Origin of the sequence: Thioclava sp. DLFJ5-1, assembly GCF_002020115.1 — a bacterium.
Classification (GTDB): domain Bacteria; phylum Pseudomonadota; class Alphaproteobacteria; order Rhodobacterales; family Rhodobacteraceae; genus Thioclava; species Thioclava sediminum.
This window is the reverse complement of record NZ_MPZU01000001.1, coordinates 1,153,111-1,179,898: the sequence shown is the minus strand read 5'-3', so window position 1 is coordinate 1,179,898 and position 26,788 is coordinate 1,153,111. Positions and strand designations below refer to the sequence as shown.

Genomic DNA, 26,788 nt, shown 5'->3' with positions numbered 1-26,788 from the left:
TCTCTTTCCAGATCGCGCAGGGCACCGCTGGTGCCGGAGAGCAGGATTCTGGCTTCTGGGCAACGATGCGGCAGAGCGTTTCCATGGGGTCCTTTTCGGCGCTTCCGCCCAGGCCCGCATCCAGCCGTTCGAAAAACCTACCGACAGTCTGTCATATAGCTAGCTTTTCTCGACAGGACCTTGGCGCCGTTTTTCGCATCGGTCTCCTGCCCGTTTTTTCAGGTCACCCTCTTATCCTCGAGTGCAAGCCGGGAAGAGAAGAGATGATCCATGAGCTATCAGTTTGTCCATATCGAATGTTACTCGGCCGCCCCGCGCAAGGTGAAGGGGGCGCCGGAACAGGTGAACACGGCCGCACAGGTCTTTGGCGAGGCGATGCGGGTGCCACGCTATTCGCGCCATGTTGCGGAGCCGAAAGCGCCAATCAAGCTTGACGGCACGACGACGCTCAAAAAGCTCGAGGCGCTCTGGGCCAAGAAGGTGGAGACGATCCGTGAGACTGTGCAGAGCGCAACGGGCAAGAGCTATGAGCGTCGGCTGCGCCGGGATGCGGCGACGCTCTACTCAGAAATTCACTCGCACCCTCTTTCGGTGGAGACCCTGACCCATGATGGGGGACGGCATGCCCCTGAGGTCAAGACCTGGGTGCAGCGAGTGCTTGCGCATTTTAAAAGCCGGATGCCGCAGGGCGTGGAGTGGGCGGCCGTGCTGCATCTCGATGAGGCCCATGTCCACCTCCACATCCTCGCGGTCAATGTCGAAGATCCGAAGCTCGATGCGAACAAGTTACACGCGGGCAAGCGCGCGGCTGCAGCGGTGCGCGCCTCCTGCGAGACCCCTTCGGCCATTTGCTCGCTCCCGCGTCCCCTCCCCAAGCCGCTTCCGCCGAGACCGCGCAAGCGGGCTCTTGGCACGCGACCGGAGACCATCGCGCGCAACAAGGTGCATAATGCAGCGCGTCTCGCGGCGTGGCGCTCGGCCTCACGCAAGGTGCGCGCTGAAAATGCTGCGGCGCTCGCTGAGTGGAAAGAAGAGAACCGCACCCACCTGAAAGCGGCTCGAAAACTGCGCGGTGAGGTTCCCGAAATGGCCGCCTACCGTGCGGCCATGCAGCAGTTCCAGGACGACTATTACACGGCGGTCGGAGCGCCTTGCGGGTTGCTGCGCGACGGGCCGCGAAAAGCGCGTCTATCGACGAAACAGCATGCGGCGCGCAAGGCGAATGCGGAGCAGATGCGGGGCGCGTTCGCGGAACTCGACCGAAGAGCTCTGGAATTTGTGGAAAAGCAAGCCGCCGTTGGCGAGGTCATAACCGCGCTCACCGAAGGCCGTGCTCAAATTTTGAATGGCGCCATCGTGATGGAAGATATGCCGCACTGCCTCAAGGCGCTTGGCGAGAGCGACGAAGACCGTATGATCCAGGGAGTTCTGAATCTTCTGGTGCAAGCCGTGGAGACCGGCGTTGGTGCGCTGCAGCCGGTGCGCGATGAGGAGTTTGACGGACCGGGGATGGGGTAGACCTGGCGGAACTCAACCGGGAGGCCAGGCTGCCGCGTAGGCCTCCTCTATCAGGGTGACTTCCTCTTCCGTCAGCGCCGAGAACTCCTTGCGCAAGGCACGTCTGGATAGCGTGCCGTTGCCTTGTTCCAGAAAACCTCGCAGTAAATCCACCATTGGGGCGGGCATGTCCAGCAACGCGTCGACACTGGATTTGAACCGATCATAGCGCTCAATGTAGTCAATTTCCCTGGGTAGGTCCTGCTCGACCGTTTCCCTAACACAATCGGCGACGAACTCGGCATGCATGGTGCTGTCGAAGAAGCGGTAAAGCGCCGCTGTGTCAGACAGGACTTCCACATTCCCCCGGGCTGTGGGCTTCCACTCGATGAACTCCATCATAGGCTCCGAGACGGACTTTAGAACATCGCTGTATTCCTCGATACGCCGGTGGACCACGACGCTGATAGGGAAGACCAGGCCCGTCGGATTGAACCCGCCACGGGCCAAAACATGGTGCAGCAGATACCGATGGAGACGGCCGTTCCCATCCTCGAAGGGGTGGATGTAGACAAAACCGAACGACACCGCGGCCGCGACCACCATCGGATCGACACCGCCCTCGAGAGCCCGCGTTTCATAGAGCGCGAGTCCCTCCAGGAGGTCAGCCAGATCTTCATGCCGGGCGCTGATATGCACTGGCTCCGGGGCCCTTGCGTCGCGGGTGTGGCTACCAATGAAGCCACCCTCCTTGCGAACCCCCAGCTTTACGAAGCGCGCATCTCGCAAGACAATTTGTTGCAGGCGCTCAAGCTCGCCCTGCGATAGCGGATGGCTTCCTGCCTCGCCGATCGCACGTGCCCAGCGGGCTGCTCGCTGGGGGCCTGGTTTCTCCTGCTCGATCGCAAAGGAAGCCTTGGAATCGTCAAGCAACAGGAAAGCCGCGGCGCGCGACACGATATGTTGCGGCGCCTTTCCTGTGATCCCCCTTGCCAGAGCTGGAAGTTGAAGCGCGATCAGCTGCTCGAGCCTCGGGGATCTCTGCACGAGAGGACAAAAGGTCGGGGTGCCGGGCAGGTTATCGATAATCTTGTGACGGGCCGATCGACTCCCTGGATCGATCGCGAAATAGATGTCTGGATCGAGCGCGGGTTGATACTTCACCTTCCCAAGGTCAGGCAGATCCAGCATCTCGCCTGTCAGCCATTCCCAAAAGAACCAAAGCCGACGCGCGACGAGGCCGGTTGCTCCCTTCAAGGCTCGGGAAATCTCGGAAGGGTCTGCAACCCTTGTGACCTCATGCATGATCCGAAGTTCGATGCCTTCGTTCTTGATGGCAAAGGTCAGGTGATCGAAGACGGCCTCACCCGGCCATTGCTCCGATCGAAATATCTCCCATTCCGGCTCGGACCGGCGTTCGTGGTGATCGGAGACAAGAGCCAAGCGGCGCGGCATGGGCGTGCGTAGACCGAGCTCACTGATCAGCCAGCCATATCCTGCAATCCGGCCCGGGCCGGGGAGCTTGCGTCCGTAGAAATTCATCACCGCGCCACGAAAATAATCACTTTGATTGGTTTTGTTTAGATTTTTTTTCACCTAAGCTGCAAGATCATCCGCGTAGATAACCTTCACCTCGTGTCGATTTTCTTCACTTTAAGCGATTTTCTTTCGAATTTCGTCACTGCTGCCGCCGCCAAGCGCTCGCAGGCGGCTCAGGTTCGGTCTCCCGGGCGAAATCTTGGGACGTTCTCTCCAAGCACGCGCTTGATCGTGTCCGTGATCGGCGGTGGCGCGGTAAGATCGCGATGGGTGCAACGTTGGCACGAGCAGTGGAACGATAGATTTCCGACCGAAATCTTATGACCGATTACTTCGTGAGAGGTCTGCACTTGCCGGTCGGAGAGGTGTATCCGGCGCTAGGTGTCTGAATAGCCCCGCGTTTCTTAGACGCCTTCGTGTCTCAGTTTCTGCTGCCGCTCGAAGTCGGCGGGTGACAGCATTCCATTCCGGGCGTGCTTGCGCTTCGGGTTGTAGAACATCTCGATGTAGTCGAACACGTCCTGCCTTGCCTCCTCGCGAGTTCGGTAGGTCCGTCGCCTGATCCGCTCGCGCTTGAGCAGGTTGAAGAAGCTCTCGGCAACCGCATTGTCGTGGCAGTTCCCGCGGCGGCTCATCGAGTGCTCCAGATTGTGGGCCCGCAGGAACGCCGCCCAGTCCATGCTGGTGAACTGAGATCCTTGGTCCGAGTGAATCAGAACCTTTTCTCTTGGCTTTCTCCGCCATGTCGCCATCAACAGCGCTTGTAGCACGACATCGCTCGTCTGACGGCTCTGCAGCGACCAGCCGGGCTCTGTTGCACAAATCGTTTGATGGCCGAGGTTCCCCTTTCCCCGGACGGACTTATCCCACAGCTTCCGTGACGGGTATGCCGAGCGCGGTGTAACCGTTCATGATGGCGATGCGGACCTGAAGTTCCGCGATCTGGCGATCGAAGTCCCGCGCCATGAGGCGCTGACCCAGAAGTTTCACGCAGTGCATCTTGGTTTCGACGCGGCTCCGGCGGTGGTATCCGCTCCATCGTCGCCACAGGGCGCGGCCCAGATACTTAGATGCCCGCAGAGTTTCGTTGCGTGCGATAGCGCCAGCGGTGGCGGTCTTCCAAGGCTTCGCATTCCGGCGAGGCGGGATGACGGCATGAGCGCCACGCTCGGCGATGACGTCATGGCATTTGCGGGTGTCGTAGGCACCGTCTGCCGTGACGCTGCCGATCTCTTCATCCTCGGGGATTTGGTCGAGCAGGTCGGGCAGAACCGGAGCATCTCCGATGTTGCTTCCCGTGATCTCGACGGCACGAACCTCCAATGTTTGCTCGTCGACCCCTAGATGGAGCTTACGCCAGACACGCCGCTTTGGGCCGCGATGTTTGCGCGCGTGCCATTCGCCTTCACCCTCAACCTTGATCCCTGTGCTGTCGACAAGAAGGTGTAACGGCCCCTTGGAGCCGCGATACGGAATGTTCACGGCAAGCGTCTTCTGGCGACGAGACAGCGTGCTGAAGTCGGGCACCGCCCATTCAAGGCCGACCAAGCGCAACAAGCTCTCGACGAACCCGGTCGTCTGTCGCAGAGCCATACCGAACAACACCTTCATCGAAAGGCAGGTCTGAATCGCGGCGTCGCTATAGCTCTGCTGGCGACCGCGCCTGCCGGTCGGCGCGGCCTCCCAGCTCATCTCGGGGTCGAACCAGATCGTCAGTGAGGTCGCGACGCGACGCGCTTGAGCGCTTCATTGTAGGATGGCCAGTTCCTGGTCTTGTAGGTCGGGGGCGTCGGTCTGCTCATGCTGGCCAGCTACCACGCTGGATTCACAACATGAATCCCTTCACGGGATTTGTGCAACAGAGCCCCGTAGGTCGGCCTTGTGGGGCACTCTAAGCCCCGGCGGTCGACCGCCCAGCGGTCCAAAAAACGTCGGCAGAGCAACATCCGACCGAGCTCCGGTCGCTAACGGATGAACGAGCCGTGGCAGGTCACCGCAAGCCTTGCTTGAGACCAGCCCAGCCGTATCGATGTGCTCGGCCCCAGTCCAGTTTGCTGCAACGCGGCCAGCCGAGGCTGCAACTCGCTGCGCTTGCAAGCCCCGGTGAATGTAGGAGGTCCGCTTTGCGGACAAAGCGCCATTTTGCTGCGGCTGCGCAAATGGCTGCTTTAGGCCTGGCGCACCAATAGAACATTGCAGCAGGACACGTCGGTTAATCCGTATAGCTTCGGCAGGCATCGACCCCTACGGCTGTCGAGGCAAGTAGTTGATCTGCGTCGCGGATGAGATCAGCGATCCGCCTGTCCGCAAGGCGATACCGGACGAACCGACCTTCGTTCCTGCGACTGACCAGACCGCAATCCAAAAGGCAGCGCAGATGGTTCGAGACATTGGGCTGACCAAGCCCTGTTTGGGTAACGATTTCCTGCACGCTGCGTTCGTCCGACAGTAGCGCATCGAGGATCGCAAGACGGCTGGGGTCGCCGAGACCCCGGAAGAGCTTTGCCCGCGGCTCAAGGGTGTCAGCTGCCGAAAGATCGTCTTGAATGTTTTGCAATGTCATATCATTATCCACTGATACGTTAGCGGCGACTTCTTTCGCACGCTACCTTCAAGAGGATCGCATATGAGCCGAGCAGATAACACCACGTTGCCTACAACGTCTTTGCCGATCCGGATGCGGGTGCATGGCATGGACTGCGCCAAGGATGCCGCCGAGATCGAACGGGCCGCTCGGTCTGCGGGCGTGGCTGAAGGCGATGTGAAGGTGTCTGCCGCAACCCATGTCATGACATTGCGGATCGCCGAAGACGACTTGCCGAAAGTGCGTCCAGCACTGGACGCAACCGGCTATGGCTTTGAGCTGATCAAGAGCGGGGATACATCGTCCGATCCGGCTTACAAAGACCCGAGCTATCGCCGCGCGCTCTGGATCGTGGTCCTGCTCAATCTCGGCTACGGGGTGATCGAGATGTTCGGCGGATTCCTGTCCGGATCGCAAGCTTTGAAAGCAGATGCCCTGGATTTTTTGGGCGACGGCGCAATCACCTTTCTGGGCCTGCTCGCTATCGGTTGGAGTCTGACATGGCGGGCGCGGTCGGCGATGATCCAGGGCGTGTTCTTGGGATTTCTGGGGCTTGGCGTTGTCGGCAGCACAATCTGGCGTGTCCTGAATCAGACGACACCAGAGGCCGGGTTAATGGGAGCCTTCGCCGTGGGCGCGCTGATCGTAAACATTCTTGCGGTGCTGCCGCTGCTAAAACACCGCAAGGGCGACGCCAACATGCGGGCCGTATGGCTGTTCTCCCGGAACGACGCCATCGGCAACCTCGCCGTGGTGATCGCTGCCGGACTGGTCGCCTGGCTCGGCAGTGCCTGGCCTGACCTCATCGTTGCTTTCGCCATCGCAGGGCTGTTCCTGCATTCGTCATGGATGATCATCCGGGATGCGCGGAGTGATCTGTCAGAAACCGAGTGATCTGGCGGAAAAGCTGACGTGCGAACCGGAAACCGACATTCGCCACTGCGCAGCGAGTCCGGAACTTTGGGCTCTCAGCGGACCTTCGCAGTGACGGGGTCATGGCCACCGAAGACCCCACGATGGTGTGCGTCTCATCTGGCGTCCGACGGCTCCGCAGAGCAGGCCGCGCATCTGGTCCACAACCGGGATCGGCCTCCATACTGTCGTGGTCTCGGCGGTTGAGAGGCCCGATGAAGACTTCCGCTTCCGCACTTTGCTCTCCGGGGTCCTGTGGTTCCACCGCCAGATGATCTCGTCCAGGTATCGCTGTAGGTGCTTCCGTCCGAGACGGTGATACACGCCGATCAGAGCGCGCTGGACAACCGCGTTCACCGCCTCGACGGTGTTGATGTGCGCCCCGGTCTTCGTATTCGCATACTGGCGCTTGTTGTGTTGGATTGTATGGTGGCTGGCAAAAGATGCCCCGATCTTTCCGTAACTCGGGTTCTTGTCGGTGATGAGCGCCGAGGTCGGGTCGATCCAGCGCTCGATGATGGGCTTCATCGTGCGCCCTTGAGCATTCGGGATGAGCACGGCTCGCGCCTGACCGTTCCGCGCCGCAGCAACGAGCGCGATCGGTTTGCCGGTTCCTCTCCCCCGCTTGTTCTTGACGCCATGGCGGAACTTTGGCTTGCCGCCGACGAAGGCTTCATCGACCTCGACCACACCCGACAGTCGACCGGCAATGCCCTGCCGATCATCCATCATCTCGCGGATCGCATGGCCAAGCTTCCACGCGGTCTTCTGGTTCACCCCCAAGATGCGCGACATCACGACCGACGAGATGCCCTTGGAAGACGTCAGCACGAGGAACATCGCGGCGATCCAGGTCCGGAGATCCAGCTTCGTCGCGTGGAGCGGCGTTCTGGTGGTGACGGTGAACTGGCTGCGGCATTCCCTCTCGATGCACTGATACAGGCCGGGGCGCACGGATGCACCGCGCAGCGGGCGCGAACTCAAGCTGCCGCAATGTGGACAGAACCGACCATCGCCCCAGATGGCGTTCTCGAGGAAGAGCCGCGCGTGACGTTCGGTCGGCATCTTCTTCCAGACATCGCGGACGGACTTCAGTTCGGAGATCATGGGGTAGCCTCGCTTCGGGGGAAACCCAGAAGATTGGCCGATCTCTCCTAACCGGAAGCGACGACGTTATGGCGTAGCCGGGGCCTACGCGAGGCAAGCAGGCTGAGCACTTCCGGAAGCCATGCTTTTTCTCGTGGATAATAGGGTAAATAAAACTGTCGATGACCTCCCGGGGCGCTGGTGACCAGTGCCTCGAGATTGTGCGTGGTATCTGATGCGCTCGTTACAGCAGAAGGAGTGCGGCGCGGAACTACGATAGAGGCGTGACCAGGCGGGGACACCGCTTCTCTCTGCGCTATCTCGTCAAATGGGTGCCATCCGACAGAAGGATTTCATCCATCGGCACATCCCAAGGCATCGGGTAGATGGTTGGCAAGAGGCAGCCCGAAAAACCTATGCCGACGATCCGCGGTTTTTTCTCGAAACGGGGGAGCGTCCGGTCGTAATAGCCGCCCCCGTTTCCAAGGCGGTGAAGCGTCGTGTCGACCCCGACAAGGGGGACAATCACGATGTCGGGCGTGCGAGGTTCGCCTGCGGCCGGCACGGGAATGTTCCAGACGCCGCGCACCATCCGGCATTCCGGGGACCACCTATGGAATTCGAGCGGCGCATCTCGCGCGACGACGACGGGCAACAGAACCTCGGCCTCGACGTCGTGTGCCTTGCGCATCCAGGGCCGCAGATCCGGTTCGCCCCGGATTGGCCAGTAGGTGGCCACTGTCGTGGCGGCGTCGAGGGGGAGGATTCTCTCGAGACCGTCAATCAAGCGCGCGGTCGCGCGCTCTCGGTCTTCCGTTGACAAGGCCCGCGCGGCCACAAGCCGCGCGCGCTCCGCCCGTCGGAACCGCGCCACATCGCGTGCTGCCTCGGGATCGACCAGGTGCCCGTCGACCAGAAGATGAGCAAAGCAGGCGGGGGCTCCTCCGGTCGCATCGTCATCCATGTTTATGCCATCCGATCACGTTTCTGAGGCGGGAAGATCGTATCGTATCCCCAAGTGAAAACGAAGGCGTAGACGAGGTAAAAGCCTGCAAAGGACAGTTCCATCACGAGAATGGTCAGCAGGGAAGCGTCGAGCCACCATGCGAAAACCGGCAGAAGCAGGGTAAGCAGCGTCACCTCGAAAAGCACCGCGTGAAAGATCCGAATTGGCATAGTCTTACGGACATCGCCACGACGCCAGAGCAGGAGATGATCGAAGGCCAGGTTGAAAAGATAGTTCCAGGCAGTGGCCGCTGTTGCGCCAAGCACGACGAGCACGCCCATTTCCTCCATCGGATGATCGAAAGCCCAAGCGAAAAGCGGCGTTACGATGAGGAGACCAATGAGTTCGAAGCTCACGGCTTGGCGGATACGGTCTGGGGTGCTGCGCATGGAAGGTCTTCAAGTGTCGGGCTGGAGGTCAAGCGTGCCGACCTTCTGGTCGGGCGAGGTCATCCTCGGGGTCTCCCTATGGTGGGACCCGTGCGTCGGTTTTTCAAGCTTGGGGGCACTGCGCTGTCCAGGGACCACGGGGGCCGTGCCTCGCGGCCTTCGCACGCTGAGGAAACGGACGAGCCGGGATGGGGTGTCCAATGCCGATTGCCCAAATGAAGAGAGCCACCAGGAGGCACCGCTATCCCGAAAGACATTGCTGATTTTCTCAGACCAAGATCGCCACTCGGTTAGAAGCCCCTGGCAGTCGGTCGGGATCCCATGCAGCGAGTTTCGCCCCTGAACGTCCATGACCATTGCAGATATTCGGAAGATCATAGTGTCGGTTGGAACTTGTGCCGAGATGAGGTGTTCTGTCGTCGCAAGGCCGTCGGCGGGCGTCAACGAAACTGTCGATGCGCTACCACATCATCGCTCGCTCGGTCTTCGCAGTGTGTCCATTCTTGACGCCTCGGTGATCTGGGGTGCTCATATCGGTGGTAAGCATGGGCGGCGATTGAATGTGACGAACCCGTTCTGGCTTCCTCCCTAGGTATATTGCCTGCCAGAACGGTCTCGCGGCCCCTGCCATGTCTCTCGTGGGGGCCGCAGAGGCCGCCCAACTCCACTGACAAGTCATTTTACGAGAGATAAGAAGGGTTCCAGACCACCCCGATTCCCGTAGCCTTTCATAGGTTTGCTGATGACCTGCAGACACTCGCTATGAACGAGGGACCCAAGGGGGACAGGTCATCGTGCCCGTCCGTGGCCGCACCTTCGCCCCCGGAGGCACCGCTCTGCTGGGTCTGAGCCCGCAGTACGTCACCCCCAGCACGCCCGATCAGGGCGTCCTGCACGGTCAGGTGTCTCTGGTCGAACGGCTGGGCAGTGAAACGGTCGTCGATCTGGCAATGGAGGATGGCACGAGCCTGATCGCCGCCTTCAGCGAGGACAAGCAATTCGAGCGCGGCGAACGGATCGATCTGGCGTTCGACCCCGCCCGGACGCATCTGTTCCACCCCGACGAATAATGGGCGTCACGCGCGGGCTCTCGACCGATATCGCCATTTCGGCACATTTCGAGGTGTTCGCAGCGTCTCTTCATGGCCTCCCGATTGGCAGCAGAAAACCGATTTCATCTTCGATGGCCTTGATCATGACTGGCTTCATACGCCTTGGCGCATGGGCCGTTATCGGAAAAGAGTCGTCGAGTTTCGGTCGGTTCCTCATGCCGTTATTCATCATGCCGTTGGGGAGCGACGCCCCCACGCCTTTTGCGATCGCGAGCAAAGTGCCAGGCTGCTGCACGACGATCAGAGCGGGCGTAGGCATGCGGATTGCCCCTGTCTCTCTGATCTTGTGAAGAGCTCGGCAGAGAGACTCGCAGGACATACTCAGCAGAGAGGCGATGTCGCGCCGCTTAAGTGATATCGGCAACTCTGTATTCGTCGTGCTGGATTTCGCTGGCAGCTGCGCAAACAATAAGGCCGCAACACGTTGTGTCGTTCCCTTGCCGCGCTGGGATGACGCCCAGAGGCGTTCCTTCTCGAGCTGGCGGACGGTCGCGGCGAGATAGCCTTTCTGCAACGCTGCGTGCTCGGACAGCAGCGCTTCAAAACTCGAACGCGTCATCCAGCAAAGGGCAACATCTGTCGCAGCTTCCCAAGCCAACCTGTTCTCGGAGGTTCCGAGATCACCAATGATATCGCCGGGGGAAAGCAGGCTCAGGATGTGCATTTCACCGTCTTCAGTCTGGTTGACGACTTTGACGATTCCAGAACATAGAATACCAATCGAGGCAGCGGGTTCGCCCTGGGCAAAGATGGTCGTGCCCGAAGGGAAGCGGGCGACGTGTGTTCGCGTCGCCAAGGCTTTCGCCGCGCATGCGTCAATCTCCCCGAAGAATCCAATTCCATCTTCCACGAACTGTCGACAGGTCGATGATGATGCGCAGGTGAGTTGACTATCAAGCCGCATGTAGACCTCGCCTTACTGAAGTTTCCTTGCGGGTCGGTTTCGCGGACCTCCGCTCAAATTTTCCATCTTATATTAGCGCAATCATAAGGAACGGTCCTGACATGGATCAGCGTGCCGAATGCAATCAAGTCAGCAAAGGGCCTTCCTGATCCATGTAGGAGGGATCGAACTCTGCCTCGCTGATCAGCCGGTCGTAATCGTGGAAGGAAACGCGGCCCGAGCGAAAGGTGACCAGCCCAACCTCGCGCAGCTGGCGCAGCGCTCTGTTGACGTGTATCGCGCTGAGCCCCAGGGCATCGGCCAGATGATACTGCGTGAGCGGACAATCGAAGCCGCGCTTGTCTGCGAAGCCGACAAAGGAGAGCCGTGCGCCAAGCTCGAGAAGAAAATGTGCGACGCGTTTATCCGCGCTGCGACGGCCAATCCCCACAAGATGCTCGACGACCATCGCCTCGTCGCGAGAGGCCGCCCAAAGTATGGCGGTCGCAAGCCGCGGTGTGGTCTTAAAAACATCGAGCAACTCATCCAGCCGCACTTCTGCCGCCTCGATCTCGACCACTGGCTCGAAGCTGTGATCGGAGGTGCGCAAAAGTATGCTGCGCAGGCCCAGGAAGTCACCGGGGACCTGAAAGTCGACGATCTGTCGCCCGCCATCGGGCTGGATCTTGTAGGAGGAGACCCATCCTTTCGAGAGAATATAGGTGGCGTGTTCGGATTGGCCCTGATGAACCAGATCGCGTCCCGCCGCGAACGAGCGGCGGTGGCGAAATAAGAGCTTCAGAGCCGTGCGTTCCTGATCCGTTAGGGTGACGAATGCCGAAAGCTTGCGCGCGAGTGGTGTGTCTTCCATCCGTGGCTTGCTTTCCATTGGTCCCGGTCAGCACAGACCTGGTATCGCAAGCTCAAGCTGCTTTCGATCAGTCCAGCCGAAAGGAATTTCTGTCATATTGCATGTTGGCACCATTACCAGCCGGTGGCGACCCAAAATCCACAAGGAAAGGCCGAAACCAATGTCCTCGAAATCGGAATATGCAGGGATCGCTGCGCTGTCGATCTGCGAGGCGTTGCTCTTGGCGATGAACGATCGTGGTTTGCTGTCTGAGGCCGAGGTCGTCGGCGTGCTCGAAGATGCGGCCACAAGTCATGAACACGCGGCTGCTGCATCTCTCGCAGGGGAGGCGCATCTGGCCACGGCAGAGCTGATCCGCGCAATCGTCGCAGGTGGAAATTCCGTGCGCAGGCTTTGACCGGGATTTAGGGTTCTTTCGAGAGCCGGAGTTGGCGCAACAACGCGAATAGGTCCGCCCTTTAGATCTTCCTGAAATCGGTTCCTTTCAGTTGGTGAAGCTTCGAAGCGCGAGCCGCATCTGCTTCTCGATCTCTATCAAAACGAAGAAAACGACGCCGATCAGGATGATCAATACGCCTTCTGGGAACGGCACCGCTTGTGTTCCGAACACCTTCTGCAAAGGGGGGACGTAGGTGATCGCGAGCTGAGCGGCTACGACGGTCAGCACGCAGACCCAGATGATCGGCGTTCCCCGCGCAGCCGCCCAGGTGAGTGAGGTGCCGTGGATGTTGCGGATGAAGAAGAGATGGAAAATCTCGAGCACGACCAACGTGTTCATCGCCATCGTCTGCCCGAGGACCGGTGAATAGCCCCGGTCGGTGGCGTAGAAATATATTCCGAAGACCGCCATCAGGAATAGCGACGAGACGAGCACGATGTGCCAGATCAGCTGACCCGTCAGCAGCGGCGCGGCGCGCGGGCGAGGGGGGCGACGCATGGTGCCGGGCTCGGACGGCTCGAACGCGAGCGCGACGCCCAGCGTCACGGCGGTGATCAGGTTTACCCAGAGGATCTGCACCGCCGAAATCGGCAGTGTCATGCCGGCAAAGAGCGCTGCGACGATCGTCATTGCCTCGCCAGCATTGGTGGGTAGCGTCCAGCTGATGACCTTTTTGATATTGTCATAGACCGTCCGGCCCTCGCGCACTGCGGCGGCGATAGATGCGAAATTGTCGTCGGCGAGCACGATTTCGGCGGCCTCCTTGGCCGCCTCGCTGCCCTTTCGACCCATGGCGATCCCGGCATCGGCGCGCTTGAGCGCCGGTGCGTCATTGACCCCGTCTCCGGTCATGGCGACGGTCAGTCCGCGCGATTGCAGGGCGGTGACGAGCCGCAATTTGTGGGCCGGTGAGGTGCGCGCGAAGATGTCCGTCTTCACGGCCGCGTCAGCCAGGTCGGCGTCGTCCATCGCGTCGATATCCGCTCCGGTGAGCACGCGCTCTGCGTTCTTCAGCCCGATTCTTCCGGCGATGGCGCGCGCCGTGGCGGCATGGTCGCCGGTGATCATCTTCACTTGGATACCCGCGGCATGACAGTCGGCGACGGCGTCGATGGCTTCGGCCCGCGGGGGATCGATCAGGCCGATCAGCCCAACGAGGGTCAGCTGCCCCTCGAGGTCAGCCGACACCAACTCGGCGTGGCCCTCAGACACCGCGCGTGTGGCGACCGCGATCACCCGCTGGCCTTCGGCAGCGAGCTCCTCGATCGCTGCGTGCCAGTGATCGACGTCCAGCGGTTCCGTGCTGCCGTCGGCGCTGCGCTGGTCGGCGCAGAGTGCGAGCACCGCCTCGGGGGCGCCCTTGACGTGGATGCAGGCGTGGCCTTTGCGGTCGCGGTGCAGCGTGGCCATGTAGCGATGCGCGGCATCGAAGGGGATTGCATCGGCACGGGACCATTCGCGGAAGGGCTCGGGCCCGTCTCGGGTGACTTTGCCGGCGAGCGCCATGAGCGCGCCCTCCATCGGGTCGCCCTCGACACGCCAGCCTTCGGCATGGCTGTGCAGCAGCGCATCGTTGCAAAGCGCCGCGGCGCGGGCGAATTCCATCAGCACCGCGTGGTCGTCCGGGTCGATATCGGCATCGCGCCAGCGCACCGCGCCTTCGGGAGCGTAACCGTTGCCCATCACGGAATAAACGTGCTCGGTCGCGGCGAGTGAGGCCACCGTCATTTCGTTGCGCGTCAGCGTTCCGGTCTTGTCCGAGCAGATCACCGAGACTGCGCCCAGCGTCTCGATCGCCGGCAGGCGGCGAACGATGGCGTTGCGTCGGGCCATTGCCTGCACCCCGACAGCGAGGGTGATCGTCAACACTGCTGGCAATCCCTCGGGAATCGCGGCTACCGAGAGGCCGACGATGGCCATGAACAGGTCCGAAAACGGCAGGTGGCCGACGAAGTAGCCGTAGGTCAGGAGTGTCGCCGCCACCATAAGGATGAAGACCGTCAGCCAGCGGGCGAAGCGGTCCATTTGCGCGACGAGCGGCGTCGTCAGCGTCTCGACCCGGCTCAGCATGCCGCTAATCCGGCCAATCTGGGTCTGTGCGCCCGTCGCTACGACGACGCCGCGTCCCGCCCCGGCGGCCACCAGCGTGCCCGAGAAGAGCATCGAATTCCGGTCGCCCAGCGGCGCATCCTCCGCGACCGATGCGGTGCCCTTGTCGACCGGCACGGATTCGCCGGTCAGGATCGCCTCCTCGGCCTTCAGCCCCCGGGCCGAGATCAACCGAAGATCGGCTGTCACCCGATCACCCGCCTCGATCAGCACGATGTCGCCGGGCACCAGATCGGCCGCCTCGAGGGTCTGCCGGCGCCTGTCGCGCAACACCGCCGTCCGTGGCGCGAGCATTCCCCGGATCGCAGCCATCGCCTGCTCGGCACGGCCTTCTTGCACATATCCGATCACCGCATTGACGATTACAACCGCCAAGATCACGCTCGTATCTACCCAATGCTGCAGGGCTCCCGTCACTGCGGCGGATGCGAGCAACACATAGATCAGCACATTATGGAAATGCGCCAGAAAACGGAGCAATTGGCTGCGTGGCGGAGGTTCGGGAAGCCGGTTGGGACCGTGCCTCGCCAGACGATCCGCCGCTTCCTCGCTGCTCAGGCCTTCCTCGCTGGCCGAAACGGCCTGAAGGGCCTCACTCGGGGGCAGTGCATGGAGCCTCGAGATGATATGCTGCTCTTCCGCCAGAAGCCGGGTGTCGACTGGGTGAAGATTCGCCGCGCTTGTCGGGGGCGGATAGGGTGGGGACGGCATGTGGCTCCTTCTCGCGTCGGGGAGCGGCGTCAGGTGCAATCTGATCTGCAGGAAACTCGGCAGTCATCATGTGGGAGATTACTTTATCGGGCAACTCCGTTGAGACGAGGGGGCTTCACTACATTGCCCGTGCCTCAGGCGAGGATTGGGCCCGTACATCGCCGCTTCCATCCGATGCTTGGCGAACTCGATGCGCGCCGGATCGAAATAGTGTTCGCAGCGCGACATTCACGCCTCCGAGCGCCACTGGAGACGGATGATCGAAGACACGAGAGTTTATTCGAGTGACAGATCACGCGCTTCAGCCCCTTCCACCTCGTTGCGTTGTATCAATGTTTCCGCATCCCGTATCTGGTAGAAAGGAAGTCGCAGGCCAGTAAGGGGTTGCCTTAACACAAAATATCTCGCCAAGGAGGTTTCGATGCGAGAATTGCATCCAAATTCGGCGCGCGACTTGTTGGGTGCGATGGGCCGCCCCAGAGGTTCTTCTTTGTATTTTCGTCACGTGATGGCCTGTCTCGATCATTCGCCGCAGTCGCGTCGGGTTCTGGCGGAGGCTGCGGCCATTGCCGAAGTCATGGGAGCCGAGTTGACGGTGCTTCGGGTGATGGAGGCCGGAACGCAGGCTATGCGACGTCCGGTCGATCCCGTTGACTGGGACCTCGGTCGCCGAGAGGAAGAGGCCGAACTTGGTCGGCTTGTCGGCGAAATCGGCACCCTGCCGGAAATCCACACGGAAGTCATGAGCGGAGCCACTGCGGACTGCATCTGTCGGAAGGCGCATGAGGCCGGGGTGGACCTGATGGTGCTGGGCGTCGGTGGACGCGACCGCTGGACCGAATGGGGTCTCGGCAGCACGGTGCGTCAGGTCGCCGAGCACGCCGCAGGCTCTGTCTTGATCGTCCCCGAGACCCCCGCGAATGACGTGACGCGACAGAAGTCCGGGGAGCGTGTTCTGGTGCCGCTCGACAGCTCGACCTGGGCGGAGGCGGTGTTGCCGATTGCCCTGCGTGTCGCCCGGAGCCGGAGCGCCGAATTGGTCCTGTTGCACGCGGTGCCGGACATAAGCCTTACCGGAAACAGTCCGCCCGACGCCCATGACGAGGCCTTGCGCGCCGATCTGCGCCACCGCAACGAACGCGTGGCCCAAGCCTATCTCGACAGAATCCGGGCACTGTTGCCCGCCGACGCGTTGCGCACGCGCGTGCGCCTGCTCAGTGGTGAAGACCCGCGTCGGGCGCTCGCCCGAGCCGTGAACGAGGAAGCCGCCAGCCTGGTGGTGCTCAGCGCGCGCGGGCAGGGGGCGCATCCTGACCTGCCGATCGGCAGCACGGCGGAATACCTGATCTCGGCGGCCACTGTTCCCGTGCTTCTGGTGCGCCGCCCCGAAGCCGGATCGAGGCCTTCGGCGCAGGCCGCGCCATGGCGATCACGTATGGTTAGGGCGCCGGTGTGACCGAGGCGCCAGATCGGACAGCTGGCGCCGGGCCGGAGGAACTGCTCGATCACGCAGCCGAGAGCTTGAGCCACCACCTCGAGATCTGCGCGGGCGCTCCGCGTTCAGCACCGGTTTGGGCCGAACTCGATGCGATCCCGAAATGGCTTGTCAGGGCCCAACGCTGTTCGATCCATCCGCCTCCGGCAGCGACCAAGGCCGCCGAATGGTTGCTCGACAACGAGTATCACGTTCGCCGCGCCATTCGTCAGGTTCAGGCAGACATGCCGCCCGATTTCTATCGCCGCCTGCCCAGCCTCGCTACGCCCGAGTGCCGCGGCCTGCCGCGGATCTTTCTCGCCGCGCATGGCTTTCTTGAAGCTGCGCATATGCAGGTAAACTTCGTGGGCGTAGAGAGGTTCCTGACCGCCTTTCAGCGCGGCGCGGCCCTGACGATTGCCGAACTCTGGGCTTTTCCAGCGATGCTGAGGCTCGCCTGCCTTGAGACCATCGTCGTCGCTTTCTCTGAATTGATCGAAGAGATCGACCCTCCATTCAGGGCGACGCCCGGAGCCGCTTACGGCGAGGCTCACGACCCGACCGAGGCAGTCTCGCGTGCCATCATGGCGCTTTCGGCCATCTCGCGCGTGCCTTGGGAGGAGGTCTTCGAAGCGACGAACAGGGTTGAGGCGATCCTACGGAAGGATCCGGCAGGTATCTACGACGCGATGGATTTCGACACCCGCGACAGCTTTCGCAAGGCGGTGGAGGAGCTTTCCGAGGGCTCCGACTGGTCCGAAACGCGGGTTGCCGATCAGGCCATCTTGCTGGCTACCGCCCATGCCGGGGCGCCCCGTTCCAACCATGTCGGCTGGTGGCTTGTCGGCGACGGGCGCCACCAATTGGAGCGTCAGGTGGGCTTTCGCGCACATGCCGCGGCGGCGTGGCGACGCTGGGTCCTGGCTCATGCGGGCGCCTCCTATGCCGTCGCGTTGATAGCGGTGGGAGCGGTGGCGATGACCGTGCCGCTGGTATTGCTTGCTGTGAACAACGCGTCGGTCACTGCGTCGATCGTGACCGCGCTCCTGTCGCTCATGCCGGCCTCGATCATCGCCGTCACTGTTGTCAATTGGCTTGTAACTCAGACGATCCCGCCCCGGACGCTACCCAAGCTCGACTTCCGTGACGGCCTGCCGAAAGGTTGCGAGACGGCAGTCGTCCTGCCGGTGATCATCGCCGCGCATGACGAGGTTTCGAGGCTCATCTCCCAACTCGAGCGGCACTGGCTTACCAACCCCGACCCGCGCCTGCACTACGTGATCCTGAGCGACCTGGCAGACGCCGCCAGCGAAACCCTGTCATCAGATGCGGGCGTAGAAGACGCTCTCACCGAGGGCATCCGGAAGCTGAACGGCCGATACAGCCCCGGTCACCCCTTCGCTCTGATGCACCGGCGGCGGCGCTGGAACCCGGCAGAAGGCGTGTGGATGGGCTGGGAGCGCAAGCGCGGCAAGCTCGAAGAATTCAATGCATTCCTTCACGGCGATGCAGTGTCGGCCTTTCCCCTGACCGAGGGCAATACCGACGCCCTTGGTATCGTGCGCTTCGTGGTCACGCTGGATGCAGACACCATCGCCCCGCCGGGCACGATCCATCGGTTGATCGGCACGCTTGCCCATCCGCTCAACCGGGTGGAATTCGATCCGACAGGCGAGCGCGTGATCTCGGGCTATACCTTCATCCAGCCGCGGATCGAGATTTCGCCAGAGGCGGGGTCGGCCTCGCTTTTCGCCCGGCTCTATACTGGCGACACGGCGATCGACATCTATAGTCGGGCGGTGTCGGACGTCTACCAGGACCTTTTTGGCGAGGGCGTTTTCACGGGAAAGGGGGCCTATGACGCCGCAGCATTCAGCCAGAGCCTGCGCGGGCGGGTGCCGGAGAACGCGATACTCAGCCATGACCTGTTCGAAGGCCTGCACGGGCGGGCCGCGCTCGCGTCAGACATCGTTTTCTATGAGAATTTCCCGTGCAACTACCCAGAATTTACTCGCCGCTGGCACCGCTGGATACGCGGCGACTGGCAATTGTTGCCCTGGCTCCAGCGCACTGTGCCCGGGCGCGGCGAAAAGCAATTCAAGAGTCCGCTTTCGCCTCTCGACCGCTGGAAAATCATCGACAACCTGCGCCGCAGCCTGATCCCGCCGGTTTTGGTGCTACTCGCTCTGATCGGCTGGCTTCTCGTGCCGTCGGATGCGTTTGTGTGGTCTGTGCTCACCGTAGTCGCTCCGGGAGTCTACCTGATAACAGACGCCATTGCGGGCTTTATCCACGGGCGCAGACGCGGCGTAGTGCGCGAGCGGACGCGCCAGTTCCTCGATCACGCCCGGCGCTGGACCCTTGCCGTCGTTTTCATGGCTCATGAAGCATTCGTCTCGCTCGACGCAATTTGTCGTGCGCTGTGGAGAATGATGGTCTCGCGCAGGCGGATGCTCGAATGGACATCCTCTGCCCATGTCGCCACCGCGGACAGCGCGGATCGCAGGCGTGCCTGGGAGGAGATGGCTGGCGCACCGATATTGGCCGTGGCTATGGCGGCCACGCTGACGGCTTTTGCCCCGGAAGCGTTGCCCGGTGCAGCGCCGCTTCTGCTCCTATGGCTGATCTCTCCCGAGATCGCGCAGCTGATCGCCCGCCCTCTGCATCACCCTGAAGAAGCTCTGAGCTGTGACGACCAGCGTTTCCTGCGCCACCTCGCGCGTCGCACCTGGTTGTATTTCGAGACCTATGCAGGGCCTGAGGACAACTGGCTACCGCCCGACAATTATCAAACCGAGCCGCATGAAGAGATAGCTCACCGCTCTTCACCCACCAATGTCGGCATGTTGCTACTTTCAGCGCTCTCTGCGTTCGACCTTGGTCATTCCGGGTTGCCCGCCCTCGTCGCGCGAGCGGCTAATGTGCTGGCCACGCTTGAGCGGCTCAAGCGCTACCACGGTCATATCCTGAACTGGTTCGATACCCGCACCCTCGAACCGTTGGAGCCGCGCTATGTCTCCACCGTCGATAGCGGCAACCTTGCGGTCGCCTTGGTGACGCTCGCGGAGGGGTGCCGGGAGGCGGCCCAAGGTCCGCCGGTGTCATCTGTTTCGTGGGACGGTCTTGCGGACAGTTTCGGACTGCTGCACGATGCCCTCGCGGCGATGCCGTCGCAACCGTCCGCCCCGCTGCTCGCTCGTCTCGACGACCTGATCGCCGAAGCGGCGCGGGTTCGCAACCGGCCGGAGGACTGGGCCGCGAGCGCCGACGCAATGCGGGACACGGGGCTGCCCGCGCTCTCAGCGGAGCTTCCGGCCGCGATCGAAGCCGCTCCGGCGACAGATTCCCGAGAGATCCATCTCTGGCTCGAACGCAGCATCCACCATGTGATCAGCTTCATTCGAGATCTAGAGACGCTTTGCCCGTGGACGCCCCTTGTCGCCGCGCCGCCACCTGGGCAGGAGGCACTCGCCGCTCAGCTTGCCGACGTCCTGCCGCCCGATCTTCGCCTCGAGGACACTGAGACCGCAATTGAGACCGCACGGGGTCTGATTGGAGACGGGGAGGCCGATCCTTGGCACGACACCCTTCGCGCTGCGTTCACGCAAGGGCTGGCTGCGCGAAGCGCCCTTCGCGACAGCCTCACGGTCAGCGCCGAGCATGCCCATCGCTTAGCTCTGGCGATGGAATTCGGTCTGCTCTACGACCGCGAGACCCGAACGTTCTTCATTGGCTACAATCTGAGCCAGGACCAGATGGACCAGCACCGCTATGACCTGCTGGCTTCTGAGGCGCGGCTGGCAAGCTACTTTGCGATCGCCAAGGGAGATGTCCCCGTCGAGCACTGGTTCCACCTTGGACGACCACTGGCGCATCCGGGCCGCGACCTGACCGTGCTGTCCTGGAACGGCTCAATGTTCGAATATCTCATGCCCGCGCTGCTATTGCGCAGCGGTCCGGGGCGGCTCCTGGGGCAAAGCGAGGCGGCGGCGGTCGCGGTGCAGAAGCGCTACGGCGAAAGGTTGGGTCTGCCCTGGGGGGTGTCGGAAGCCGCCTTCGCCACGCGCGACGCTTCGCATCGCTACCAGTATCGCGCCTTCGGCGTCCCCGGGCTGGGTCTCAAGCGCGGGCTCGATGAAGACTACGTGGTTTCGCCCTATGCCAGCGCGCTGGCGCTTGCCGTGGCGCCGGCAACCGCGGTTGCCAACCTGCGCCGGCTGGATGCCATGGGAATGCAAGGGCGATACGGCTTCTACGACGCGGCTGACTTCACCACTGAGCGCAGCCCCGGCGCGCGTTTCACCCCGGTGCAGACCTTCATGGCCCATCATCAGGGAATGCTGCTGTCGGCCATCGACAATGCACTCACAGGCGACAGCCTCGTGCGGCGCTTTAACCGCGATCCGCGGGTTGCGGCGATGGAAATGCTGCTGCAGGAGAGGGTGCCATGGGAATACGTCCCCGAGCCGCTCCCCAAGGCCGGCCCGCCGCCCCTGCCTGAGCTCGAGCGCCGGGCCGTGCCCCCTCTGGATGGCTGGCCAGCGCCCGATATCGGGGCGCCGCAGCTCCATGTCATCGGCAACGGTCGCCTGTCGTCCTGGATCAGCGATGGTGGAGACAGCGCACTTTGGTGGCAGGGGCAATCTTTAACGCTCTGGCCGGGCGACCTCGGCCACGCAGCCCGGGCTGGACTGTTCCTGCGTGATGCCGAGAACGGCACGATTTGGGATTTCCGCCGAAGATCCAACCAAGCGGTGGATATCACCTTTTATCCTGACCGAGCAAGCTTCCACCTGCATAAGAACGAGATCGCCGCGACGCAGGAAATCGTTACCGTCCAAGCAGACGATGTCGAGCTTCGCCGAGTCACCTTGGTCAATGAGAGTCAGGCCACGCGCGAGATCGAGGTGTCGAGTTATGCCGAGGTCGCCCTGGCCTCATTCGCCTCCCACGAGCGGCACCCTGCTTTCAGCAAGCTATTCGTGCAGAGCGAGCCGCTGGTCGGGCTCGATGCATTGCTCTTTACCCGGCGCCCGCGCCGCCCCTCCGACCGACCGCCAGTCATGCTCCAACGCCTGCTAGGCGGGTCTAACGCGGTGCAGTTCGGCGGCTTCGACAGCGACCGCCGTGCGATCCTTGGTCGCTATGGTAGTAGCGAACCACTGGACTGGCTGCAGCGCCCACCGGAGGCGACCGCGGGTTGGACGCTCGACCCAGCGTCGGCGCTGCGGGCTAAGGTTCGGCTCGCACCGGGCGCACGGGTGCAACTGGCATTCATGACCGTCGCCGCTGGTTCGCGTGAAACCGCGATCGAAATTGCCAGCCGCTATTCCGGCGGCGAGACGCTCGATTGGGCATTTGAGGACGCCAAGCGCAGCATTGCGATCGAGGCGGATCAACTCGGGGCGTCCGGTGCAGAGCTGCGCGCAGCTCAAGCCGTTGCCGCAGAACTCGTCCGACCGCCGGTCAAGCGTGCCGAGTCTCTGACCGGTTTCCTGCCCGGTCAGCACGACCTCTGGGGGCTGGGGCTGTCAGGCGATCTGCCGATCGTGCTCGTGCGGGTGGCTGATGCCGACCACGCGGCGCTTTTACCCGCGGCGGTGCGTGCGCATCGATGGTGGCATCGGCATGGGTTGAGGACAGATTTGGTGATCCTGAGCACAGGGGCATCCAGCTATGAGGAGCCGATCAATGCACGATTACGCGACGCGCTGCGCGATGCGGGTCTGGCAGAGGGGCTAGGTGGTGACGGAGGCGTGCATCTGCATAGCGCCGACCGCATTGCCGAGACCCAGCGCCGCGCACTCGAGGAATTGGCGCGGGTGGTGCTCGACGGAGCGGCCGAGACGCTGACAGAGGCGCTACAATCGATGGAGGAACTGCGCGACAAGTCGCCTCGTTTCACGCCTGATGGCCAACCAGAGAGAGAGATCCAACCACCGCGAGCCCCAGCGCAGGGGCTGCGCTTCGAAAATGGTTACGGAGGATTCTCAAAGGATGGCGACGCCTATGTCATTCACCTTGATGCCAGCCGCGTTCCGCCGACCCCCTGGTGCAACGTGCTCGCGAATGACCACTTTGGCACCATCGTCTCGGAGGCAGGCCTCGGGTTTACCTGGAGCCTCAATGCCGGAGAGCACCGACTGACGCCATGGTCGAACGATCCGGTAACTGATGCTCAGGGCGAGGCCCTTTATCTGCGAGACGAGGAAACAGCGAAAGTCTGGACACCGACGCCATTGCCCGCGGGGGACGAAGCTCCTTGCGAAGCAGTTCACCGCACCGGTAGCACCGAATGGACACGGACAAGCCAAGGGCTCGAACAGAAACTCACCGTTTTCGTGCCTCCCGAAGCGTCGGTGAAACTCGCCTACCTTCGGCTGCGCAACACCACCGACCGTCCGCGCCGCATCACCGCAACCTATATCGCCGAATGGCAACTCGGCGGGTTGCCCAGTGCCTCGCGGCCACATGTGACCTGTGCATATCACGCGGCCAGCCGGGCGCTGTTCGCCCGAAACGGCTGGCAACCGGAATTCGCGGCGCGTGTCGCGTTTCTCACCGCCAGCCATCCAGCGCATAGCCTGACCTGCGATCGGGCTGGGTTCTACGGCGCGGATAACGATGCCAAACATCCCGAAGGGCTGCAACGTTGGTCGCTCGGAGGTAAATGCGATGCAATTCGCGATGCCTGCGCGGCATATCAGGTCCATCTCGATCTCGCTCCAGGGGCCAGCGAGGAGGTAGTTTTCGTGCTCGGGGATGGCGCGAATATCGAGGATGCGGAGGCGCTCGCGATCGAATGGGCCGATGTCGGGCGTGCAGCCCAGGCCTTGGAGGCCACTCTCGCGGCGTGGCACCAGCGGTTAGGGGCGGTGACGGTCGAGACGCCCGATCCCGCCTTTGACCTGATGGTGAACCGTTGGCTACCTTATCAGGCGCTCTCCTCCCGTATTATGGCACGCGCCGGGTTCAACCAGGCTGGCGGTGGCATCGGCTTTCGCGATCAATTGCAGGACATGATGGCCTTCCTCTTCTCGGAACCCGCTCGCGTTCGCGCCCATATTCTCGACTGCGCCGGACATCAGTTCGAGGAGGGCGATGTGCTGCACTGGTGGCATCCGCCGGAAGGCCGCGGCGTGCGGACGCGCTGCTCGGATGACATGCTGTGGCTGGTCTACGCCACCCATCGCTACGTGCGCTCCACCGGAGATATCAGCATTCTCGACGAAGAGGTTCCGTTTCTTGTGGCGCCAACGCTCGCTGAGGACGAAGACGATAGATACGCGGCCTTCCCGTGCAGCGCACAGGCCTCGCCTCTGTTCGAACATTGCCGTCGGGCACTGACCCGTGGTGTCACCTCGGGGCAGCACGGCCTGCCACTGATCGGGGCTGGGGATTGGAACGACGGGATGGATCGTGTCGGCAATCACGGAAGGGGAGAAAGCGTTTGGCTGGCTTGGTTTGCCTCCCATTGCGCGGAAGGTTTCGCCGACTTGGCCCGGTGGGGCGGGGGCGACGACCAGATTGAGCATTGGCAACGCCGCGCACGAGAATTGAAAAGGGCGGTCGACGATGCGGCCTGGGATGGCGCATGGTATATGCGCGCCTTTGACGATGACGGTCGACCCTGGGGTTCGCAGGACTGCGACGAGTGCCGCATCGACAGCATTGCCCAATCTTGGTCGGTTCTGGCCGACGGGCTCGAGAGAGATCGTAGCCTGCAGGCGATGAAAGCAGCGTCGGAATGGTTGGTCGATCGAGAGTTGCGCCTCGTGCGTCTCCTCACGCCACCCTTCGACCGCACGCCCCGCGATCCGGGCTACATCCGGGCCTATCCACCCGGCGTGCGCGAGAACGGCGGCCAATATACCCACGCCGCTACCTGGCTCGGCATGGCACAGGCAAAGATCGGGAACGGAGAGGAAGCTTTCCGTATATTCGACCTGATCAATCCGATTCGTCGCAGCGCCTCTCGGGAAGATGCCGAGCGCTACCGCGCAGAGCCTTATGTGATGCCTGCCGATGTCGGGGGCGCGGCACCATTCGAGGGGCGCGCGGGCTGGACCTGGTATACCGGTGCCGCCGCCTGGTCCTGGCGGCTGGGCGTCGAGGCGATCCTCGGGCTGGAACTTGTTGGGGGCGCTTTGCGAATCGCTCCTTGCTTGCCAAAGGGTTGGGGCGGTTACCGCGCTCGCATCCGCGGGGCAGCCGGCACGATAGCGCTCAAGGTCGAAGATCCGGTGGGCCTAGGCGGCGGTCCTGTCGAGGTCATCGTGGACGGCCACCCACATCCCAGCGCGACGGTCGAGTTTCCGACTGATGGAACCACTGTCGAGGTTTCGGCGCGGCTGCGCGGACGGCTCGCGGAGGGGGGTATCCCGGCGCGTGAGCCGTAAAGTTGAGCTGCGCGTTCAGCAAAATAGGATGACGCTTGAAGTCCAAGATGAGCTGAGAAAGTTAGCACAACTCTGGCCTGCACATGTCGCAGGTCTCGGCGCCTCTCCGCCAGTCCGTGATCCTCACTGAACTGAGGCGCTGACATCACGGCGGCGCGGAGCCGAAGCGAAGATAATCGAAAGGTCCCCTTGAATTCGCAAACAAAGAAAACCAGTGACGTGAACGAAATTTCCTCACCCAGCCGCTGGTTCAGTCCTTAGTCTCGTTATCGAGGATTGAGGGTGCGAAACAACTTCACAAGATATGTCGAGCGTTTTTCAAGACATGGGATTAACGATGGAGGCCAATTCGGAACGCGGTGTGATTTCGGATGAAGAATGGGCGTTCCTCGAGCGCTCGGTCTCTCAGGAGTTCGGCAAATGATCCAGCGTCTATCGCCAGTTTCGACGCTGGACGCTCGCGGGGATGTGGCGGAAGAGCCTCGTCATCGTGGATTCGCAAGGTGTCGATGTCCATGCTTTCCAACGCCAAGGCGACGAGGCGAAATGCGCCGACCCTGACAAAGTTGTCGCGACAAGGGAGCTACGGCGTAAGATCTTCGCCGCCCGAGATTTGGCATCGCGATCAGGAGCGATCAGCGCTTCTCGAAAAGACGCGAGCCCTTAGATGATAAAATGGGTCCAGTCAGGTCCGGCGGAAGTGCGAGAACCATATACCAAGGCCCCGTGTGACCAGACAGTTTGGGGGCAACTGCTTGTTTCTGCATCACCGCGAGAGATGCATGGCATGCCGCGCAAACCGCGCCATCGTCTCAATCGAGGGCTGAATTCACACGATCGAGCGCTGCCCCCATGATATCTGCCGCGGTGCTCCAGTCTGGAAGCCGGGCGCCAGCTGCACGGGACGCGGCCGCCATTTCGACGCGCAATTCGGAATCGCGCAAGAGGCCTCTCAAGGCGTTTGCGAAAGCCACAGGCGCATCGACTGGCACCAATAGTCCTGCTTTCTTAGGCACAGTATCGGGGACCGCGCCGGTGCGGCAGGACACGATCGGCAAACCATGCAACATCGCGTCGCCAAGGCGAAAAGGGTCGCGGTATGATAGGATGCGTCAAGCTCCTCCCGTTCCACCCGTCCCATCAGGAGAACCTTACCGCCCAGCCCAAGCCTTTCGATCTGTTTGGCGAGTGCGCGCGCGACCTCAGGAGCATGCGCGCTTCCCACGATCTGCGCCTGCCGGTCGAGATCGGTGATCCGCGCCAGCGCGTCGATCAGAACGTCATGCCCCTTTCGCGCGGCCAGCAATCCGACCGAGAGGATCAGGGGGGGGGCGGATTTAGCGATGTCGCAATGGGCGGGCCGGTCGAAGCCGGGCAGGGCGATCGAGATCCGCTCGGGCGCGACGCCGAACTCAGCCTGCAGGATCGCGCTGGTATGAGGGCTGGGCACGACGACATGCGCGGCGCGCTTGAGGTTCTCGGCCTCACGGGCCAACAGATGTCGCGCGCGCGGCGCGGGCAAGCCGGTCTCGAGCCCCAGCGGGTGATGCAGCATCGGGCCCAGAGGTGCCGCCATCGCATCGAGCACCTCCGTCTCGATCGAGCCGAAGACCAGCCCGTCGAGGATCGCCGGCCGGTCGGCGGGAATGGCGGTCAACTGGGCGCGCGCGGTTGCCGTCTTCTACGCCGACGCGCCGGGGAAGCTGGGGGGCAGTTCGATATGGGCGACGTCGCGGCCTGCCGCGCGCAGCGCCTCGAGCAGTATGCGCTCGTAGAT

General features: G+C 62.3%; 14 protein-coding genes and 3 pseudogenes. 6 read left to right on the top strand and 11 right to left on the bottom strand.

Annotation, left to right across the window (positions count from 1 at the left end):
* The first annotated feature begins 270 nt into the window (after positions 1-270).
* Positions 271-1,518 (top strand): hypothetical protein, encoded by a 1,248-nt coding sequence (locus tag BMI86_RS05590; RefSeq protein WP_078540112.1) that lies wholly within the window; start codon positions 271-273, stop codon positions 1,516-1,518.
* A 12-nt stretch (positions 1,519-1,530) separates the two neighbouring features.
* Here BMI86_RS05590 and BMI86_RS05585 read toward each other — a convergent pair whose 3' ends face one another.
* From BMI86_RS05585 to BMI86_RS05570, 4 genes and pseudogenes are all read right to left on the bottom strand, one after another.
* On the bottom strand, positions 1,531-3,093 hold the full coding sequence (locus BMI86_RS05585) for a Fic family protein (RefSeq protein WP_210402694.1): 1,563 nt from the start codon (positions 3,091-3,093) through the stop codon (positions 1,531-1,533).
* 347 nt (positions 3,094-3,440) lie between these two features.
* A pseudogene (locus tag BMI86_RS05580) lies at positions 3,441-3,842 on the bottom strand (IS3 family transposase); the annotation flags it as partial.
* A 55-nt stretch (positions 3,843-3,897) separates the two neighbouring features.
* Positions 3,898-4,838, bottom strand: a pseudogene (locus BMI86_RS05575) (IS5 family transposase).
* A gap of 410 nt (positions 4,839-5,248) precedes the next feature.
* Positions 5,249-5,599, bottom strand: a complete 351-nt coding sequence (locus tag BMI86_RS05570; protein ID WP_014132722.1) for a metalloregulator ArsR/SmtB family transcription factor — start codon at positions 5,597-5,599, stop codon at positions 5,249-5,251.
* Between the two features lie 63 nt (positions 5,600-5,662).
* Here BMI86_RS05570 and BMI86_RS05565 point away from each other — a divergent pair, with 63 nt between their 5' ends.
* Positions 5,663-6,514 carry a cation diffusion facilitator family transporter gene (locus BMI86_RS05565; RefSeq protein WP_038068544.1) on the top strand — a complete coding sequence of 284 codons (852 nt, stop codon included), beginning with the start codon at positions 5,663-5,665 and terminating at the stop codon, positions 6,512-6,514.
* A gap of 99 nt (positions 6,515-6,613) precedes the next feature.
* On the opposite strand, the gene BMI86_RS05560 is transcribed toward BMI86_RS05565, so the two are convergent.
* From BMI86_RS05560 to BMI86_RS05550, 3 genes are all read right to left on the bottom strand, one after another.
* A complete protein-coding gene (locus tag BMI86_RS05560) occupies positions 6,614-7,639 on the bottom strand; it encodes an IS1595 family transposase (protein WP_078540110.1) in 1,026 nt (341 codons plus the stop codon).
* Between the two features lie 295 nt (positions 7,640-7,934).
* On the bottom strand, positions 7,935-8,582 hold the full coding sequence (locus tag BMI86_RS05555) for a 5-formyltetrahydrofolate cyclo-ligase (RefSeq protein ID WP_078540109.1): 648 nt from the start codon (positions 8,580-8,582) through the stop codon (positions 7,935-7,937).
* Positions 8,583-8,584: 2 nt separating this feature from the next.
* Positions 8,585-9,013, bottom strand: a complete 429-nt coding sequence (locus tag BMI86_RS05550; protein ID WP_078540108.1) for a PACE efflux transporter — start codon at positions 9,011-9,013, stop codon at positions 8,585-8,587.
* 794 nt (positions 9,014-9,807) lie between these two features.
* Between BMI86_RS05550 and BMI86_RS05545 the strand changes: the two genes are divergently transcribed.
* On the top strand, positions 9,808-10,083 hold the full coding sequence (locus tag BMI86_RS05545) for a TOBE domain-containing protein (protein WP_246831631.1): 276 nt from the start codon (positions 9,808-9,810) through the stop codon (positions 10,081-10,083).
* A 70-nt stretch (positions 10,084-10,153) separates the two neighbouring features.
* Here BMI86_RS05545 and BMI86_RS05540 read toward each other — a convergent pair whose 3' ends face one another.
* The gene (locus BMI86_RS05540) at positions 10,154-10,975 is read right to left on the bottom strand and encodes a Crp/Fnr family transcriptional regulator (protein WP_168173791.1); all 822 of its coding nucleotides are present in this window, start codon (positions 10,973-10,975) and stop codon (positions 10,154-10,156) included.
* Positions 10,976-11,153: 178 nt separating this feature from the next.
* Positions 11,154-11,897 carry a Crp/Fnr family transcriptional regulator gene (locus BMI86_RS05535; protein WP_246831630.1) on the bottom strand — a complete coding sequence of 248 codons (744 nt, stop codon included), beginning with the start codon at positions 11,895-11,897 and terminating at the stop codon, positions 11,154-11,156.
* Between the two features lie 142 nt (positions 11,898-12,039).
* On the opposite strand from BMI86_RS05535, the gene BMI86_RS05530 reads away from it, so the two are divergent.
* Positions 12,040-12,276 (top strand): hypothetical protein, encoded by a 237-nt coding sequence (locus BMI86_RS05530; RefSeq protein WP_078540104.1) that lies wholly within the window; start codon positions 12,040-12,042, stop codon positions 12,274-12,276.
* Positions 12,277-12,363: 87 nt separating this feature from the next.
* On the opposite strand, the gene BMI86_RS05525 is transcribed toward BMI86_RS05530, so the two are convergent.
* Positions 12,364-15,138, bottom strand: a complete 2,775-nt coding sequence (locus BMI86_RS05525) for a cation-transporting P-type ATPase (RefSeq protein WP_078540103.1) — start codon at positions 15,136-15,138, stop codon at positions 12,364-12,366.
* Positions 15,139-15,628: 490 nt separating this feature from the next.
* Here BMI86_RS05525 and BMI86_RS05520 point away from each other — a divergent pair, with 490 nt between their 5' ends.
* Both BMI86_RS05520 and BMI86_RS05515 read left to right on the top strand, forming a co-directional pair.
* On the top strand, positions 15,629-16,594 hold the full coding sequence (locus BMI86_RS05520; RefSeq protein ID WP_168173790.1) for a universal stress protein: 966 nt from the start codon (positions 15,629-15,631) through the stop codon (positions 16,592-16,594).
* A complete protein-coding gene (locus BMI86_RS05515) occupies positions 16,591-25,011 on the top strand; it encodes a glucoamylase family protein (RefSeq protein ID WP_246831629.1) in 8,421 nt (2,806 codons plus the stop codon). Before BMI86_RS05520 ends, BMI86_RS05515 begins: the two co-directional genes overlap by 4 nt.
* A gap of 812 nt (positions 25,012-25,823) precedes the next feature.
* Here the strand turns inward: BMI86_RS05515 and BMI86_RS05510 are convergent.
* A pseudogene (locus BMI86_RS05510) lies at positions 25,824-26,566 on the bottom strand (glycosyltransferase family 4 protein).
* Positions 26,567-26,788 lie beyond the last annotated feature (222 nt).